At 65.9% G+C, this 14,356-nt stretch carries 15 protein-coding genes; 9 read left to right on the top strand and 6 right to left on the bottom strand.

Translation table 11 applies throughout. The annotated features are described in order from the left end of the window. Window positions 1-143 precede the first annotated feature (143 nt). The 4 genes from JTE92_RS05115 to JTE92_RS05100 all read left to right on the top strand — a co-directional run bounded on the left by JTE92_RS05115 (window position 144) and on the right by JTE92_RS05100 (window position 4,580). Entirely contained in the window at window positions 144-1,796 is a 1,653-nt protein-coding gene (locus tag JTE92_RS05115) for a glucosamine inositolphosphorylceramide transferase family protein (protein ID WP_116386943.1), read from the top strand. A gap of 82 nt (window positions 1,797-1,878) precedes the next feature. After that, window positions 1,879-2,790 (top strand): LysR substrate-binding domain-containing protein, encoded by a 912-nt coding sequence (locus tag JTE92_RS05110; RefSeq protein WP_063240417.1) that lies wholly within the window; start codon window positions 1,879-1,881, stop codon window positions 2,788-2,790. Next, window positions 2,787-3,812: a M14 family zinc carboxypeptidase gene (locus JTE92_RS05105; RefSeq protein ID WP_063240308.1), complete on the top strand. Its 1,026-nt coding sequence runs from the start codon at window positions 2,787-2,789 to the stop codon at window positions 3,810-3,812. Before JTE92_RS05110 ends, JTE92_RS05105 begins: the two co-directional genes overlap by 4 nt. 15 nt (window positions 3,813-3,827) lie before the next feature. Next, window positions 3,828-4,580, top strand: a complete 753-nt coding sequence (locus tag JTE92_RS05100; RefSeq protein ID WP_063240309.1) for an alpha/beta fold hydrolase — start codon at window positions 3,828-3,830, stop codon at window positions 4,578-4,580. Here JTE92_RS05100 and JTE92_RS05095 read toward each other — a convergent pair. The 5 genes from JTE92_RS05095 to JTE92_RS05075 all read right to left on the bottom strand — a co-directional run bounded on the left by JTE92_RS05095 (window position 4,566) and on the right by JTE92_RS05075 (window position 9,486). Beyond that, window positions 4,566-5,153, bottom strand: coding sequence for a TetR/AcrR family transcriptional regulator (locus tag JTE92_RS05095; RefSeq protein WP_063240310.1), 588 nt, complete (start codon window positions 5,151-5,153; stop codon window positions 4,566-4,568). The two genes, JTE92_RS05100 and JTE92_RS05095, sit on opposite strands and share 15 nt — an antisense overlap. A 208-nt stretch (window positions 5,154-5,361) precedes the next feature. Then, complete coding sequence (locus JTE92_RS05090; protein WP_063240311.1) at window positions 5,362-5,988, bottom strand: hypothetical protein; 627 nt, start codon at window positions 5,986-5,988, stop codon at window positions 5,362-5,364. A 422-nt stretch (window positions 5,989-6,410) separates the two neighbouring features. Further along, window positions 6,411-7,778, bottom strand: a complete 1,368-nt coding sequence (gene ltrA, locus JTE92_RS05085; protein ID WP_063240418.1) for a group II intron reverse transcriptase/maturase — start codon at window positions 7,776-7,778, stop codon at window positions 6,411-6,413. 481 nt (window positions 7,779-8,259) lie between these two features. Continuing rightward, a complete protein-coding gene (locus JTE92_RS05080; RefSeq protein ID WP_063240312.1) occupies window positions 8,260-8,826 on the bottom strand; it encodes a TetR/AcrR family transcriptional regulator in 567 nt (188 codons plus the stop codon). A gap of 267 nt (window positions 8,827-9,093) precedes the next feature. Next, window positions 9,094-9,486: a hypothetical protein gene (locus tag JTE92_RS05075; protein WP_063240313.1), complete on the bottom strand. Its 393-nt coding sequence runs from the start codon at window positions 9,484-9,486 to the stop codon at window positions 9,094-9,096. Between the two features lie 372 nt (window positions 9,487-9,858). Between JTE92_RS05075 and JTE92_RS05070 the strand changes: the two genes are divergently transcribed. The 5 genes from JTE92_RS05070 to JTE92_RS05050 all read left to right on the top strand — a co-directional run bounded on the left by JTE92_RS05070 (window position 9,859) and on the right by JTE92_RS05050 (window position 13,023). Next, window positions 9,859-10,893, top strand: coding sequence for an alpha/beta hydrolase (locus JTE92_RS05070; RefSeq protein ID WP_084254697.1), 1,035 nt, complete (start codon window positions 9,859-9,861; stop codon window positions 10,891-10,893). Between the two features lie 175 nt (window positions 10,894-11,068). Continuing rightward, complete coding sequence (locus tag JTE92_RS05065; RefSeq protein ID WP_063240314.1) at window positions 11,069-11,368, top strand: hypothetical protein; 300 nt, start codon at window positions 11,069-11,071, stop codon at window positions 11,366-11,368. Window positions 11,369-11,495: 127 nt separating this feature from the next. Continuing rightward, window positions 11,496-12,179: an alpha/beta hydrolase gene (locus JTE92_RS05060; protein WP_063240315.1), complete on the top strand. Its 684-nt coding sequence runs from the start codon at window positions 11,496-11,498 to the stop codon at window positions 12,177-12,179. Window positions 12,180-12,246: 67 nt separating this feature from the next. Beyond that, a complete protein-coding gene (locus JTE92_RS05055; RefSeq protein ID WP_063240316.1) occupies window positions 12,247-12,615 on the top strand; it encodes a hypothetical protein in 369 nt (122 codons plus the stop codon). Window positions 12,616-12,816: 201 nt separating this feature from the next. Beyond that, on the top strand, window positions 12,817-13,023 hold the full coding sequence (locus tag JTE92_RS05050; protein WP_084254698.1) for a hypothetical protein: 207 nt from the start codon (window positions 12,817-12,819) through the stop codon (window positions 13,021-13,023). A gap of 88 nt (window positions 13,024-13,111) precedes the next feature. Here JTE92_RS05050 and JTE92_RS05045 read toward each other — a convergent pair whose 3' ends face one another. Continuing rightward, on the bottom strand, window positions 13,112-14,233 hold the full coding sequence (locus JTE92_RS05045; protein ID WP_063240317.1) for an AGE family epimerase/isomerase: 1,122 nt from the start codon (window positions 14,231-14,233) through the stop codon (window positions 13,112-13,114). Window positions 14,234-14,356 lie beyond the last annotated feature (123 nt).

Raw genomic sequence — 14,356 nt, 5'->3', positions numbered from 1 at the left:
AGAGGCCGCGTTATCAAGCGGCCTGCGCCGTTACGGTGGCGTTTTTTGTATGCCTGCGCACAAAACAGGCAGAACAAACCCCCGTTTGCGCTTTGATTGCGGCGACCACATGACGAACAATGGCTGCAAGGGAGGAAGGTCGCATGCAAGAAATCGCCACAGAAATCGACGTGATGCATACGGAATCCGATTTGGTTCGCGAGCCGACGACGGGCAATACCCGGAGCGTGAGCCAGGTGTCAGGCGCTGCCGTGTTGCCCCTCATTGTTTTCGTGCTCAAGTCACGCGATCCGGCGTCCTGGGAGCACGAGTTGGTGAATCGGATTCAGGCGTCCGGCATCTGCGAGACCCTTGTCTGGCAGCCGGAACCGTCCAATGGCAGCGGCACACGCCCGACGCGACCTGGTCGCGCTGACCCTGCAGCCAGGTTACGCGAGGTCACTGCAATCGTCGATCTCACTGGCCGCCTCGGTGCACACTGCCAGGGTCATGCCGTCGAGGGTGTATGGCGCATTTGCGATCGGCGTGGTGTGGTGCTGGGGGAAGAACACCACGGGCTCGAAACCATCGCGGCGGGGGTTGGCATTCATCTGCACCTGGTTGCGAGCACGTCATCGGGAACAACCCTGATCGACAAGGCGGGCGCATTTGCATGTCCGGGCGAGTGCGTATCGGTGCAGCGATTGTGCAGCTATGCGGCGACGTTGTTGCTTTCGGCCGTGCGCGAGATTGCTGCGCTCGGCACCCTGGAGCCGCGTCCCGCGTGGAAGCCAGACGGCAAGCGTGCGAGTCTGTTGCAGCGGATGATGTGGAAATTGCGAGAACTGGGCCACCGCTTGTTGCGATTGCTTAAGGGCTGCCTGCTGGTCGACTATTGGATGGTGGGCATCGTCGACATGCGGCTGACCGAAGCCATGCGTTCGCAACACTTGCCGATACGATGGATCGGCAAGCGCAAGGGATCCCGGTATTGGGCTGATCCGTTTGGCGTGCCCGGCAGCAAGGATGAGATCTATTGCGAGGAATTCGATCTCAAGCGGAACGTTGGCCGTATTGTCAGGCTGAAGCTTGACGGGTCTGTCGAACCAGATCTGCCGGAGCATGTCGATCTCGGGCTGGCGGGGCACCTGTCATACCCTTACCTGTTTCCTCATGAGGGCGCGTTGTATTGCGTCGCGGAATCAGCGCAAAGCCGTCGCTGCGTGCTGAACCGGCTCGACGAGGGCGGACGCTGGGCACAGGTCGCGGTGCTCCTTGACGATGCCGAGGTCGCCGACCCCACGATCTTCAGGCACCAGGGATACTTCTGGCTGGCGTACACCGACGTATCACTGGGTGCATTCGACAATCTTTGCCTGCGCTATGCATCCGATCTTCTCGGGCCATGGCACGCCCATCCACAGAATCCGGTGAAGTTCGATCACCAGTCATCTCGCTCCGCGGGCGCCGTCGTCAAAGACGGCGATCAGCTATTGCGCGTGGCGCAGGTATGCAAGAGCGGATATGGGCAGGCAATCGCTGTCAATCGAATACTCCATTGCACGCCTCACCTCTATCGAGAGGAGGTGATTCGAATCGTCAGCCCGGAAAGAGACCGTTTGAATCCACGCGGCATCCACACGATGTCGGCCTGGGGAGATCGCACCCTGGTGGACGGCAAGCACTCCGTCATCAACTATTGGGTCCTGCGACGCAGGATCATGTCCCGGATTGCCCTCGCGGCGCAGCGATTGCTTTGCCTTGGCATCTACCCGCATTGCAACGAACCCTTGCTGCATTTCGTCCTGGACGTGTAGTCGCCGTATTGTCATATTGCCCCGCTAGACTGCGCGGTCGTCCGGACCTGTCCGGTCCGGCCCCCAACCACTGCGGATGACCATGCTCGGCGACCTGCTGATGACTTTTTTTGAAGTGGCGCGCCAGGGCAGCATCACCATGGCAGCCCGGCAGTTGCGGGTAAGCCAGCCCACCGTCACCGGCCGCATCCGCCAGCTCGAAGAGTCGTATGGCGTCGAGCTGTTCCACCGCCGCGCCAGCCGGGTCGACCTGAGCGACGTGGGGCTGGCTCTGATGCCGGTGGTCGAGCAGCTGATGCAGCAAGAAGGCCAGGCCGACTACCTGCTGCGCAACGCCGGCGACCTGCGCTTCGGCAACCTGCGCCTCGGTGCCACGGGCCCCTATTACATCCTGCGCGCGATGGCCGCGTTCCGGCAGCGCTATCCGGCGATCGAGGTGAGCCTGGATATCGGCAATTCACAGCAGATGCTGGAGGCACTGTTCGAGTACCGGATCGACGCGGCGGTGTCGTCGCACCCGGTGGAAGACGACCGCCTTGCGCGCATCCGCCTGGCCTCGGCGCCGATGGTGCTGGTCGTGCATCCGGACCATGCGCTGGCGCGCCTGCCGCAGGTGGACCTGGCCCAGCTGCGCGGCTGCCACCTGCTGGTGCGCGAGCACGGCTCGATGACGCGCAAGGCGACCGAGGACGCGCTCGCCGCCTGCGCGCAGCCACTGCCGCGGCATACCGTGATCGGCAGCCGCGAGGCCATCTACGAAGCGATCCGCCAGAACCTCGGCGCGAGCGTGGTGCCGCTGGGCGAAGTGCCGCAAGACCCGCTGCTGCGGGTGGTGCCGTTCGCGCGCGGTGCGCCGGTGCTGAACGAATACCTGTATTGCCTGCAGAGCCGGCGCGGCACGCGCCTGGTGGGTGCCTTCCTGGCCTGCCTGACGGCGACCGATGCGACGACCGATGCGGAAACCGATGCCGCCGCCGAGCCGCAGGCGGCATGATCGCGCGCGCCGACGCCTTTCCCGAATACGACCAGTTGCTGGCGCTGCTCGACGCCGCCAGCCATGTGCTCGACTGCCGCGTGGTGTGCGAAGCCGCGGTGCAGGGACACCGCTTTGGCGTGCATGTGGCCAGCCTCGGCAGCCGCGACCCGCTGGCGCCGGCCATCGGCATCTTCGGCGGCATCCACGGGCTGGAGCGGATCGGCACGCAGCTGGTGCTGGACTACCTGCGCTCCGTGCTGGGCCGGCTGGCATGGGACGAACTGCTGCATCGCGAACTGCAGGCCGTGCGGCTGGTGTTCATGCCGATCGTCAATCCCGGCGGCATGTGGGCCGGCACCCGGGCCAATCCGAACGGCGTCGACCTGATGCGCAACGGCCCGCAGGACGCCGACGCGCGCGTGCCGTTCCTGGCCGGCGGGCAGCGCCTTGGCGCCTGGCTGCCGTGGTATCGCGGCCCGGAAGGCGCGCCGATGGAGCTGGAGAGCCGCGCGCTGCTGCGCGTGGTGCAGGAAGAACTGCTGCCGCGTCCGCTCAGCTTTGCGGTGGACTGCCACTCCGGCTACGGCTGGCGCGACAGCATCTGGTTCCCGTATGCGCGCACGCGCCGGCCGATGGCGCACCTGCCCGAGATGTACCTGCTCAAGACCCTGTTCGAGCAGGCGCACCCGCACCACGGCTACACCTTCGAGCCGCAAAGCCACCAGTACCTGCTGCATGGCGACCTGTGGGACCATGCGTATGACCTCGCGCCGGCGGGCAGCCTGTTCCTGCCGATGACGCTGGAGCTGGGCTCGTGGCTGTGGATCAAGAAGAACCCGCGCCAGCTGTTCTCGCGCGAGGGGATCTTCAACCCGATCAAGGCGCACCGCACCGCGCGCGTGCTGCGCCGCCACGTGAGCCTGTTCGATTTCCTCGGGCGCGTCGCGTTTGCGCCGGACCGCTGGCTGCCGCGCGGGTCCCAGCGCGAGGCGTTGCTGCAGCAGGCGCGCGCGCACTGGCAGACAGAATCGTTGCCGTGAACTGTTGGGGATGGCATGAGCCGATGGGTATTCCTGCGGGGACTGACGCGCGAGACGCGCCATTGGGGGCACCTGCCCGCGCAATGGGAAGCGGCCGGGCTGGGCCGGCCGCTGCTGCCCGACCTGCCGGGCAATGGCGCGCTGTCGGTGCAACCCGCGCCCTGGTGCGTGCGCGACATGGTCAGCGCGGTGCGCCGGCAGCTGTCGACGGCCGGCGCGCGCGGGCCGTACCGCGTGCTGGCGATGTCGCTGGGCGCGATGGTCGCCACCGAGTGGGCCAGCAGCTATCCGGACGAAGTCGCAGCGCTGGTGCTGGTCAATACCAGCATGCGACCCTTCTGCACGCCGATGCAGCGGCTGCGTCCGCGCAACTGGGGCAGGCTGCTGCGCATGGCGCAGCGCTGGCACGACCGTGCCTACTGCGAGCGCACCATCCACGCCATCACCTGCGCGCGCGCGGATACGCTCGCGGCCGACATCGTGGCCTGGCAGGCGATCGCTGCCGATGCGCCCGTCAGCCGCAGCGCCGCGCTGGCGCAACTGGTGGCGGCGGCACGCTATCGCGCGCCCGCGAGCGCGCCGGGCTGCCCGGTGCTGCTGATCGCGTCGGCGTCAGACCGGCTGGTCGACCCGGCCTGTTCCGCCAAAATCGGACAGGCCTGGGATGCACCGGTGCTGACGCACCACTGGGCCGGCCACGACCTGCCCCACGACGATCCGCAATGGTTGTGCGGGGCCGTGACCGGCTTTCCGTCAGGCGACCGCTAGCGCCTGCTCCGCCGGCATCAGGCTCGACAGCATGGCCGCCGCGGCATCGAGCCGGTCGGTGGTGCCGAACAGCCGCGCACTGATCAGGCCGTTCTGCAACGCGCCGAACACCACCTGCGCCAGTTGCTGCGGCGATGCGGGGTAAGGCGCCTGCCGCTGCGCGGCCGCGCGCTCGAACAGCCGCGCGAGCCACTGCTCATGGATGCGGACAAAGTCGCGCATCACGCTGCGCACGGATTCCGGCAGCATCAGCACATCGGCCGCCAGCATGCCGACCAGGCAGGCCTGGTCGGTGCCGGCCCCGGCGCACAGCAGCGCCAGGTACTGGCGCACCTGCTCGGCAGGCGGCAGGCTGGCGTCGATAGCGTCCAGGCGCGCCTGCTTGCGGGCGCGGTATTCGCGCACCGCTTCCAGCACCAGGTCGTCCTTGGATGGGAAGTAGTAGTGGATGCTCGAGGTCTTGACCCCGACCAGTTCGGCGAGGTCGCGGTAGCTGAACCCGTTGAAGCCCCGACGGCGGATCAGCACCAGTGCATGTTCGACCAGCTCTTCACGTACAGACCGGGTTTTCATCGTTCCAGCTCCTGCTTGCGGCAGCGCGCGGCTCAGGCCTGCAGCGCGCGGGCGATGAGCGTGATGAGGGACCCGCTTGCAAGGCAAAGCCCTACCCATCCGCCCAGAATCAGCGCAGTGTCACGCCAACGCATGATCGACTCCATAAGCCGGGCCGCACGATGGCGGCCCGATGGTTTCAGGAGGCCGGCAAAGCTGCCGGCCAGTATCAGGCGAGTGCGCCGTCGGTGTACGGGTCAGCGTTGCCGACGCGCGCGCCATCGGTGTACGGGTCGACGCTGCGCGCCGGCGACGCCGATACGCCGCTGCGGTCCAGTCCGGCAACGATGCGGGCGCCGTCGGTGTACGGGTCAGCCTTGCCGACGCGCGCGCCATCGGTGTACGGGTCGACGCTGCGTGCCGGCGACGCCGAGACGCCGCTGCGGTCCAGGCCGGCAACGATGCGGGCGCCGTCGGTGTACGGGTCGGCCTTGCCGACGCGCGCGCCTTCCGTGAACGGGTCGAACTGGCCGCCGCGGTAGTTGTAGCCGTAGGTGTCAGCCGGGACGTTGGCGGCAATGGTGCGGGCACCGTCGGTGTAGGGGTCGGCCTTGCCGACGCGCGCACCGTCAGTGAACGGGTCGAACGTGCCAACGCGGGCGCCTTCGGTGAACGGATCGAACTTGCCGGTGCGGGCGCCGTCGGTAAAGGCATCGGCCTGGCCGACGCGGAACTGGTAGCCGTACTTGTCACCGGCAAAGGCGCTGTCCTGCACGCCAGCGGCGTGGGCGGCGCCACCAACGAAGGCGGCTGCAAGGGTGGCGGCAGTGATCAGGGTCTTGGCGAACTTGGTCATGATGGGCTCCTGGGGGCGATGTTTCGGATCGCGTCAATCGGTGTCAGTGGCTTTGCGGCTTTTTCTTCGGTTCGGTTATCTACTAGTAGATAGATAGCCTGTCCCGAAAAAATGACCGCCTCCGGTCATGCAATGGGATCGTCGCTGGGCCCTGCTTCTTGCTTGCTGCTGGCGCTGCGGCGCTTCCATGAGTCAAATACTATCTACTACTAGGTAGATAGTCAAGGAAGAATATTTCTATCGGGCCGATAGGCAATGAAATCCCCCTCGTAAGCATTTGATTTTCAAGGAGTTACGGACAAACGATAAAGCATGCCGCAAGCCTGGTCCCGCCAATCGGCATAGGGGGCAGCCATACTGGCTACGCCCCTGCCACACCACCCGGCATGCGGGTCCGCACCGGGCGGTTCGAGAGGTTGAGGTTAAGCAAGGCGAGGCATCCCCAGTCGGTCGAAGAAGGCGATATTCAGCACGCGGTTTAGCTCGCCGTCGCTGTTGCGCCACCAGCGGCGGCTGTTGGCCGCCACCCGATAGGCTGTCGCATGCGCGGCCCCCAGCGCCCTTAATTCCCGGTAGATCGTAGTGCCGCGGCGCCAATGCTTGAGTTGGATCGCTCGTAACCGGTGACGCATCCACTCGTCCAGCTTCCGCCAGACCTGGGGTGTTTGCGCCAGCCGGAAGTAGGCCTTCCAACCCTGTACATATGGCTTCAGCCGCTCCACGACCTCCCGTAGACTCCGGCCGCCTGAGCGACCGGTCAGTTCGCGGATGCGTTGCTTGAACGTCAGCAGCGGCTTGACTGCCACTTTGCGCTTGACCACACCACCTGCGGCCACCCAGAAGCTGTAGCCGAGGAACTTACGGCCAAACGCGCTCGCCACCGCGCTTTTCGCCTCATTTACCTTCAGGCGCAATCTGCCGTACAACCGCCGCAGCAGCCCCATCACCCGCTCGCCCGCCCGACGACTGCGCACATACACGTTCGCATCGTCGGCGTAGCGCACGAAGCAATGGCCTCGGCACTCCAACTCCTTGTCCACCTCATCGAGCAGCACGTTGGCCAGCAGCGGTGACAGGGGACCGCCCTGCGGCGTGCCCTCGTCTCGTTGCAGCACCACCCCGCCATCCATCAGCCCGCTGTTCAGATATGCACGGATCAGACGGATGACTCCGGCGTCCCCGAGGCGCTTCTGTAGACGGTCAATCAGAATGTCGTGGTTGACCCGGTCAAAGAACTGCGCCAAGTCAACGTCCACCACGACCCGCCGCCCGGACTGCACGTACGACTGTGCGGCAAGCACCGCATCGTGCGCACGCCTGCCGGGACGGAAGCCGTAGCTGTGCTCGCTGAAGGTAGGGTCCAGAATCGGCTGCAACACCTGCAGCAGCGCTTGCTGGATCAGCCGATCTGTCACCGTCGGGATACCGAGCTCGCGCTCGCCTCCGTCCGGCTTCGGAATCGTTACCCGCCGTACCGGACTCGGCCGGTACGTCCCCTTGAGCAATTGCTGGCGAATCTCCGGCCACGCCGACACCAGGTAGCGAGTAGTCTGATCAATATCCAGACCATCCACGCCAGCGGCACCTTTGTTGCGTCTGACCCGCCTGAACGCCTGCTTCAGGTTCTCTCGCGTCAGCGCCGCTGCCAGCAGCGCCGACCCTGTGTCCTCCGGCTCGCGTCGCGGGCCACAGGCTTCGTCGCGAGCAAGTTCCCGGCCGGCTTCACCGCCCACTACCCCCTCCCGCCCCGCTCGCGCGGGCTTCTGACGCAATGCCTGTTGCATCGACATGGCTTCGAACACTCCCTCTCGTTCGGTCCTTCGTCGGCGGACTTGAGCCTTCCCGGCGCTACCCCGACTACTATGACCTCTGCTGAGACCCCACTCCGGCTCGACGCCGTCGCCCTTTCAGGCGCAAGGCGGGGCGTCCCCAGGTAAGAACGCACTCCTTCGCTGCACAGCCGCCGGATTTACGCCACCGCCCCTTGATCACGAGAACTTCGCGGCTTCATGCCCGCTCGTCCTGGTCGGCACCGCCTTCTATCCGGTTCGTGTACCTCGGCTCGCAGCTTCGCTCCACGCTTCCTCCCCACGCTCGGTTACCCTCACGCAGTTGCGCTTCACTTCGTTCGCTGTGATCAACTTACGGTGGGACTTGCACCCACAAGAGTGCGCCCATGCTGGGCGCACATGAAAAGAGCCGCCGCGCAGCTTACGCCACACGACGGCTCCGGACGCGCCACTGACTGCGCGAAAAAACGAGCCGAAACCCTTAGCCGGCCACCGCTGCCATCAGCGTGTCGGCCGCGGCCTCGACCCGGTCGGACGTGCCGAACAGGCGCGCCGCGATCAGGCCGCTTTGCAGCGAACCGAACACCACCTGCGCCAGGCGCGCGGGGGGCACCGGGAACGGCGTGCTGCGCAGCGGCTGCGCACGCTCCAGCAGTCCCGTCAGCCATTGCTCGTGCATCAGGTAGAAGCCCTGCAGCAGCTTGTGCACGGACTCAGGCAGGCACAGGGTTTCTGTCGACAGCATGCCGCACAGGCAGATCTGGTCGGAGCCGCAGCTGTTGCGGAACGGCGCCAGGTAGATCGCGGCCTGCTCGGTCACCGGCAGCGTCGTGTCGATGGCGCGCAGGTGCTCGCCCAGGCGCGCGCTGTATTCCTTCACCGCCTCCAGAACAAGGTCGTCCTTGGACGGGAAGTAATAGTGGATGCTGGATGTTTTCACCCCCACCAGCTCGGCCAGGTCGCGATAGCTGAAGCCATTGAAGCCGCGCCGCCGGATCAGAACCAGGGTGTGCTCGAGCAGTTGCTCGCGTACGGATTGCGTTTTCATGAAAGCAGTTTATCTACGCGAAGATAGACGCTCAAGTCGAAATGCCCCGGCGCGCGGGTAATCCCCTAGCGCCGGGGCATCGGCTTTTAGCCAGGCAGGACCTGCGCGGCGAAGGTGATCATCGAGCCACTCGTCACGCAGAGCACCAGCCATCCGCCAAGCAGCAGGATGCTGTCACGCAAACTCATGATGGACTCCATCGGGCAGCGGTCCTGGTTGCCGCCGCCGTAAAGGTGGTAAAGCCGCCGGCCCAGTGGCCGGCAGCGATCAGGCGAGCGCGCCGTCGGTGTATGGATCGGCCTTGCCCACGCGCGCACCGTCCGTGTACGGGTCGAAGCTGCGCGACGGCTCGGACGACACACCGCTGCGATCCAGGCCCGCTACCGTGCGGAAGCCGTCGGTGTAGGGATCGGCCTTGCCAACGCGGGCGCCGTCAGTGAACGGGTCAAACTTGCCAACGCGGGCGCCTTCGGTGAACGGATCGAACTTGCCGGTGCGGGCGCCGTCGGTAAAGGCATCGGCCTGGCCGACGCGGAACTGGTAGCCGTACTTGTCACCGGCAAAGGCGCTGTCCTGCACGCCAGCGGCGTGGGCGGCGCCACCAACGAAGGCGGCTGCAAGGGTAGCGGCGGTGATCAGGGTCTTGGCGAACTTGGTCATGATGGGCTCCTGGGGGCGATGTTGCGGATCGCGTCAATCGGTGTCAGTGGCTGCCTGGAGGTCTCTTCCACGGCTCACATCTACTAGTAGATAGATAGTCAGTGCCAAAAAAAGACCGCGTAGCGGTATTGCGATGGGATCGCCACTTCTCCGCCCTTCCTGCTTTATGCCCGGCGGTGCAGCGCTTCCATGGAGAGAATGCTATCTACTACTAGGTAGATAGTCAAGCCAAAACTTTTCTATCGGCGCGATAGCGCTAATCCTACGTTGCATCCGTCCGCCGCATGGACATTTCTTAACATGTTCATGGGAGCCTGCTAGCCTGAATAGCACGCACCCCTATACGGCACGGCAAAGGCGCGCCGCCCTCGCATGTTCGACACGCCGCATCCTGACCCTGTCACAACCGTCCCCGCTCCGGCGGCGCCGGGCACGCTGCGCTGGCTTGCGGTGGCGGCTGGCGTGGCGCTGGCCGCCGGCGTTGCGCGCCACCTGCTGTTTCGTGCGGTGGAGCGCAATGCATTTGTCACGCGAACGGATGAAACAAGCACCGAGATTCCCGTGCCCTGGTCATCCATGCCTGTGCGGCATACCACGTTCGCCAGCGGCGATCGGGAACTGCATGCCCGCTTCGTTCCCGCCGCGCGGCCCGATGCGCCCGCGCTGATGGTCTGCCATGGCGACAACGAAACCCTGGGCGACTGGCTGCCGGTACAGGCCATGCTGGCCGAGTCCGGCATTGCTTCCTACGTGTTCGACTACAGTGGCTATGGCCGCAGCAGCGGACGCCCTTCCGTGCGTCATCTGCGCCAGGACGCCATGACCGCATACCGGCAGTTTCTTGCGGCCGCGCCCGCGGCGTCGCGCCGCGTGGTGCTGGGCCACTCGCTGGGCTCGGGCATCCTGCTTGACGTGGCGCGGCACTTCGCGCCGCAGCCCGACGGCTACGTCATCGCCGCGGGCTTCAGCTCGGCGCGACGCGCCGCGGTGCAGACCGGTCGCGTACCGGCATGGGCCGCGTGGCTGCTGCCCGATCCCTGGGACAACGCCGCGCGTGCCAGCCGCCTCGAACGCCCGCTGCTGGTGGTGCACAGCCGTGCCGATGCCGTGATCGCGCACGGCCATGCGGAGCGCGTGGCCGCTGCCGCGCGACACTTGCACCGCTTGGTGATGCACGACGCCATGCCGCATGACGCAGCCATCGAGCCGGATCATCTCGCGGCATTCTGGGCGCCGATCGTGCGTTACGTGCAGGATATGGACAGCTGCACGCAACCAGAAACCGGCGCGCGCGTGGACGTGGTGGAAGCAGGTAGGGAAAGCAGCCAGGGCCGGCATTCGCACCAGAACCTGTCCGAAAATCCGCGCAGAAACGGCGGCTCGATGCGAATGCCAGGCAAGCAGTGAGGGGCGGTCCGAAGCCGGCGAACAATCTACCGCAGACTTCCGCAAGCGGCAATCATCCTTGTGGGCGAGGCACCACGGCAAGTTGGCCAAGAGGCCTTTTGCCGATTTCTTGTCTATATTTGTCCTCGTGACACAAGCATCGCAATTTCGCTTTGACAGCACTGGAGGTACTGCCATGCGTTGGCTTGCAAACTTGTTCAGTCCGCCGACCCCGGAAAAAATCGCCGAAAGGGAACTGCAAGACATGAGGCTGACGCTATTCCAGGCCGAGCGGAAGATGCTGGAGGCGCAGATGCAGGTGGCCTACTACCGCGACATGGTCGCGTTCCTGGAAGATGTCTCGGCCAAGGGCGTGGAAGACGTGGTGGACAAGCGCCGCGCCACCACGCCTGCAATGCCGGAGTTGCCTGCCGCCGCGCAAAACGCGCGCGCGCCGGGCCTGACCACTGTGCCGATCGTTCCGTCCGCTGCCTGAACCGGCAGCCACGCCGTCCTGCTCGCGCAGCGGACGTGCGGCATCAGCGGGCCTGACCTGTGCGATACTCGCGCTGCCTGCCGCGCCCATCGGCGCGCGGGCATGCCGTCACACAGGAACCTGCCCCATGAGCGAACTGCTGCCCGCCATTGAAATCGAAACCGCGCCCGATCCCCGCTGCGCCGTGATCTGGATGCATGGGCTGGGCGCCGACGGCAGCGACTTTGCACCGGTGGTGCCGGAATTGCGGCTGCCCGCCACGCCCGGTGTGCGCTTTGTTTTCCCGCACGCGCCGGCAATTCCGGTGACCTGCAACGGCGGCTATGTCATGCCGGCCTGGTATGACATTTATTCCCTCGATGAGGCCGGCCGCCGTGCCGATGAAGCCGGCATCCAGGCCTCGTGCGACGCCATCCGCGCACTGGTCGCGCGCGAGAATGCGCGCGGCATCCCCTGCAGCCGCATCGTGCTGGCCGGGTTTTCACAGGGCGGTGCCATCGCCTATACCGCGGGCCTGACGCATCCGGAGCCGCTCGCCGGCATCGTGGCGCTGTCCACCTATATTCCCGCGCCGGCCGCGCTGGCAGCGCAAGCCAATGCCGCGAATGCCGCCACGCCGGTGTTTGCCGCGCACGGCACGCAAGACGATGTGGTGCCGTTGCAGCTGGGCGTTGCGGCACGCGACTTTATCCAGGCGCGCCAGCATCCGCTGACATGGCAGACCTACCCGATGGGGCATTCGGTCTGCCTGGAAGAGATCGTTGCCATTGGCGCATGGCTGGCGGAACGCTTCGGCGCTGCCGATGCCTGACGCCACCAAACACTGACATCCTGACCACATCGCTGCCGGCGCCACGCCCGCGCAGCAAGCCGTACCCATGAGCCTCGCCCCACTGCCCCGCATCGATTTCAACACCCGCAAGGCGCTGCTGTTCGCGCTGGCCGCCGAGCGCCTGTCGGCCTTTTACGAGCACCGCAAGTGGATGACGGACGCACAAGGCGCGACGCTTGCGGGCGAGTGGCTGTCGCGCTCGCGGCTGCAGCTGCCGCTGTCCGAGCGGCGCCTGCTGTCCGAGCTCAGCGACCAGTTCGCACGCCAGCTGGCCGAGACGCTGTCGCGCGAAGCGGGCTTGTATGCCGCGCATGAAATGATGGAAGCGCTCGATCCCAACTACCAGTCTGCCTTTGCGCACGACATGCTCGATGAATGCGAACGGCTGCTGCGCGAGAACGGCGTGATGGAATAAGCGAACAGGCCCTTCTCGCCAGCATTGCTGGAACTGGCGAAAACGCCAAAGCGGTGAACGGAGGCCCGAGTTGCCAAGTATTTGCCAGCAATTGCCAACGACTCCAAACGTGTCATAACCACTGCGTTTGCAAAGGTTGACAATCGCTTTGCGGCTGGGCATTTACACTGCGCGCTCCGATAATGCCCCCACCATTCCACCATGGAACGCAAGCACTGCCTCGCCTGGATCGCGCTGAGCATGATCGCAGCAGCCTTGCTGACGCTGCTGTGCCTGATCCTCAATGACCACGCGGAAGCTGGCGCCGCCAACCGGATACGGCAAATGGAGGCCCGCGCAGGCACGCAGGCGTCGCCGCAGGCAGGTGCGCCCCGGCCCGCGACTTCAGAACGACGACCAGGTAGTTAAGAAGGACAACGCACGGGCGGAGCGCGGGCTTGAGTTTAGTCGCGCGTCCCGGCCGCGACTGCAAAGAATTGATAACGATTGGGCCGCCTCATCGGGTCGGCCATGACTGGCCGGCGGCTTGTGCCAGCGCCAGGTAGGACGTCGCCAGGTGGTACGGCGAAGTCGACGGCATCTCGGCACGCACCACGTCGCCGGACGGCGCAAGGCATTCGTGCCATCCCTGTGCATGCAGGAAGCGGCTGCGGAACTGCCCGGCCCAGGCTTCCAGCGTGGCCAGCGATTCAGGCTGTCCGTGCAGCGCCAGCGCGCGTGCATACTCGGTCTGCGCCCAGATGCGCTGGGTACCATCCAGCAGCCCACCCTGCGCGTCCAGCGCCGCGCTGACGCCCAGCGTGCCTGGCGCGACGCCGTGGCGTTGCGCAAAGTCGAAGGCCTGGCGCAGCGCGCCTTCCAGCGGCAGGTCGCCGAACAGCTGCGGCCGGCTTGCGACCAGCGAGAACCATTCGAACTGATGGCCCGGCTCGATGCGGTTGGCCGCGGTGCCCTGCGGCAGCTCGGCAATGCAGCCGGTGGCCGGATCGACGAAGCGCTCGTACACCGCCATCGCGATTTCGCGCAGCCGCTCGGCATACCATTCGTCGCCGGTGGCATCCAGCGCCGCCAGATAGGCTTCGGTCAGGTGCATCACGGGGTTCTGCAGCACACCCGCGCCGTTCGGGCGGAAATGCTCGTCGAGCGCTGCATGGTAGAGCCCGCCATCCTCGGCGAAGCGGTCTTCGACGATGTCGACGGTTTCGTCGAGCACTTCCAGCGCATCGGGATTGCCGCGCAGCGCGTGGTAGCTGGCGCAGGCGAAGATGACGAAGGCGTGCGTATAGAGGTCGCGCGTGGTGTCCAGCGGCGAGCCGTCCGGACCGACACTGTAGATCCAGGCGCCGCCGCCATCGCCGAAATACGCCTGCAGCGAGCCGAACAGCGTATCGGCATGCGCCTGCTGGCCCGCCACCGAAAACACATACAGCTGCCGCGCGCAGGCCATGGCACGGTAGCGCGACGCCGGCAGCGGCGCGGCCGTGGCGCCGTCGAGGGCCTCATAGGGCAGGAACAGGCCGGCATTCCAGCCGCTGGCGGTCCACAGCGGCAACACCGTGGCGTCGTAGTGCGCCGTCAGGGCGGCGACCTGTTGGTTAAGCGCGGGCGAATTGAGCATGGTCGGTGGCGAGAAGCAGGCGCCGCGTGGCGCCAGGCGCAGAAGGTTACTGGATCCGGCGCAGCGGGGGAAGCGGCGGCATGCATATCTTGCCATGACGCGGTTGCAATTCTCTGATGGCAC

Source organism: Cupriavidus oxalaticus, from assembly GCF_016894385.1.
Taxonomy (GTDB): Bacteria; Pseudomonadota; Gammaproteobacteria; order Burkholderiales; family Burkholderiaceae; genus Cupriavidus; species Cupriavidus oxalaticus.
The sequence above is the reverse complement of the archived record's forward strand: the minus strand, read 5'-3'. Positions and strand labels throughout refer to the sequence as shown.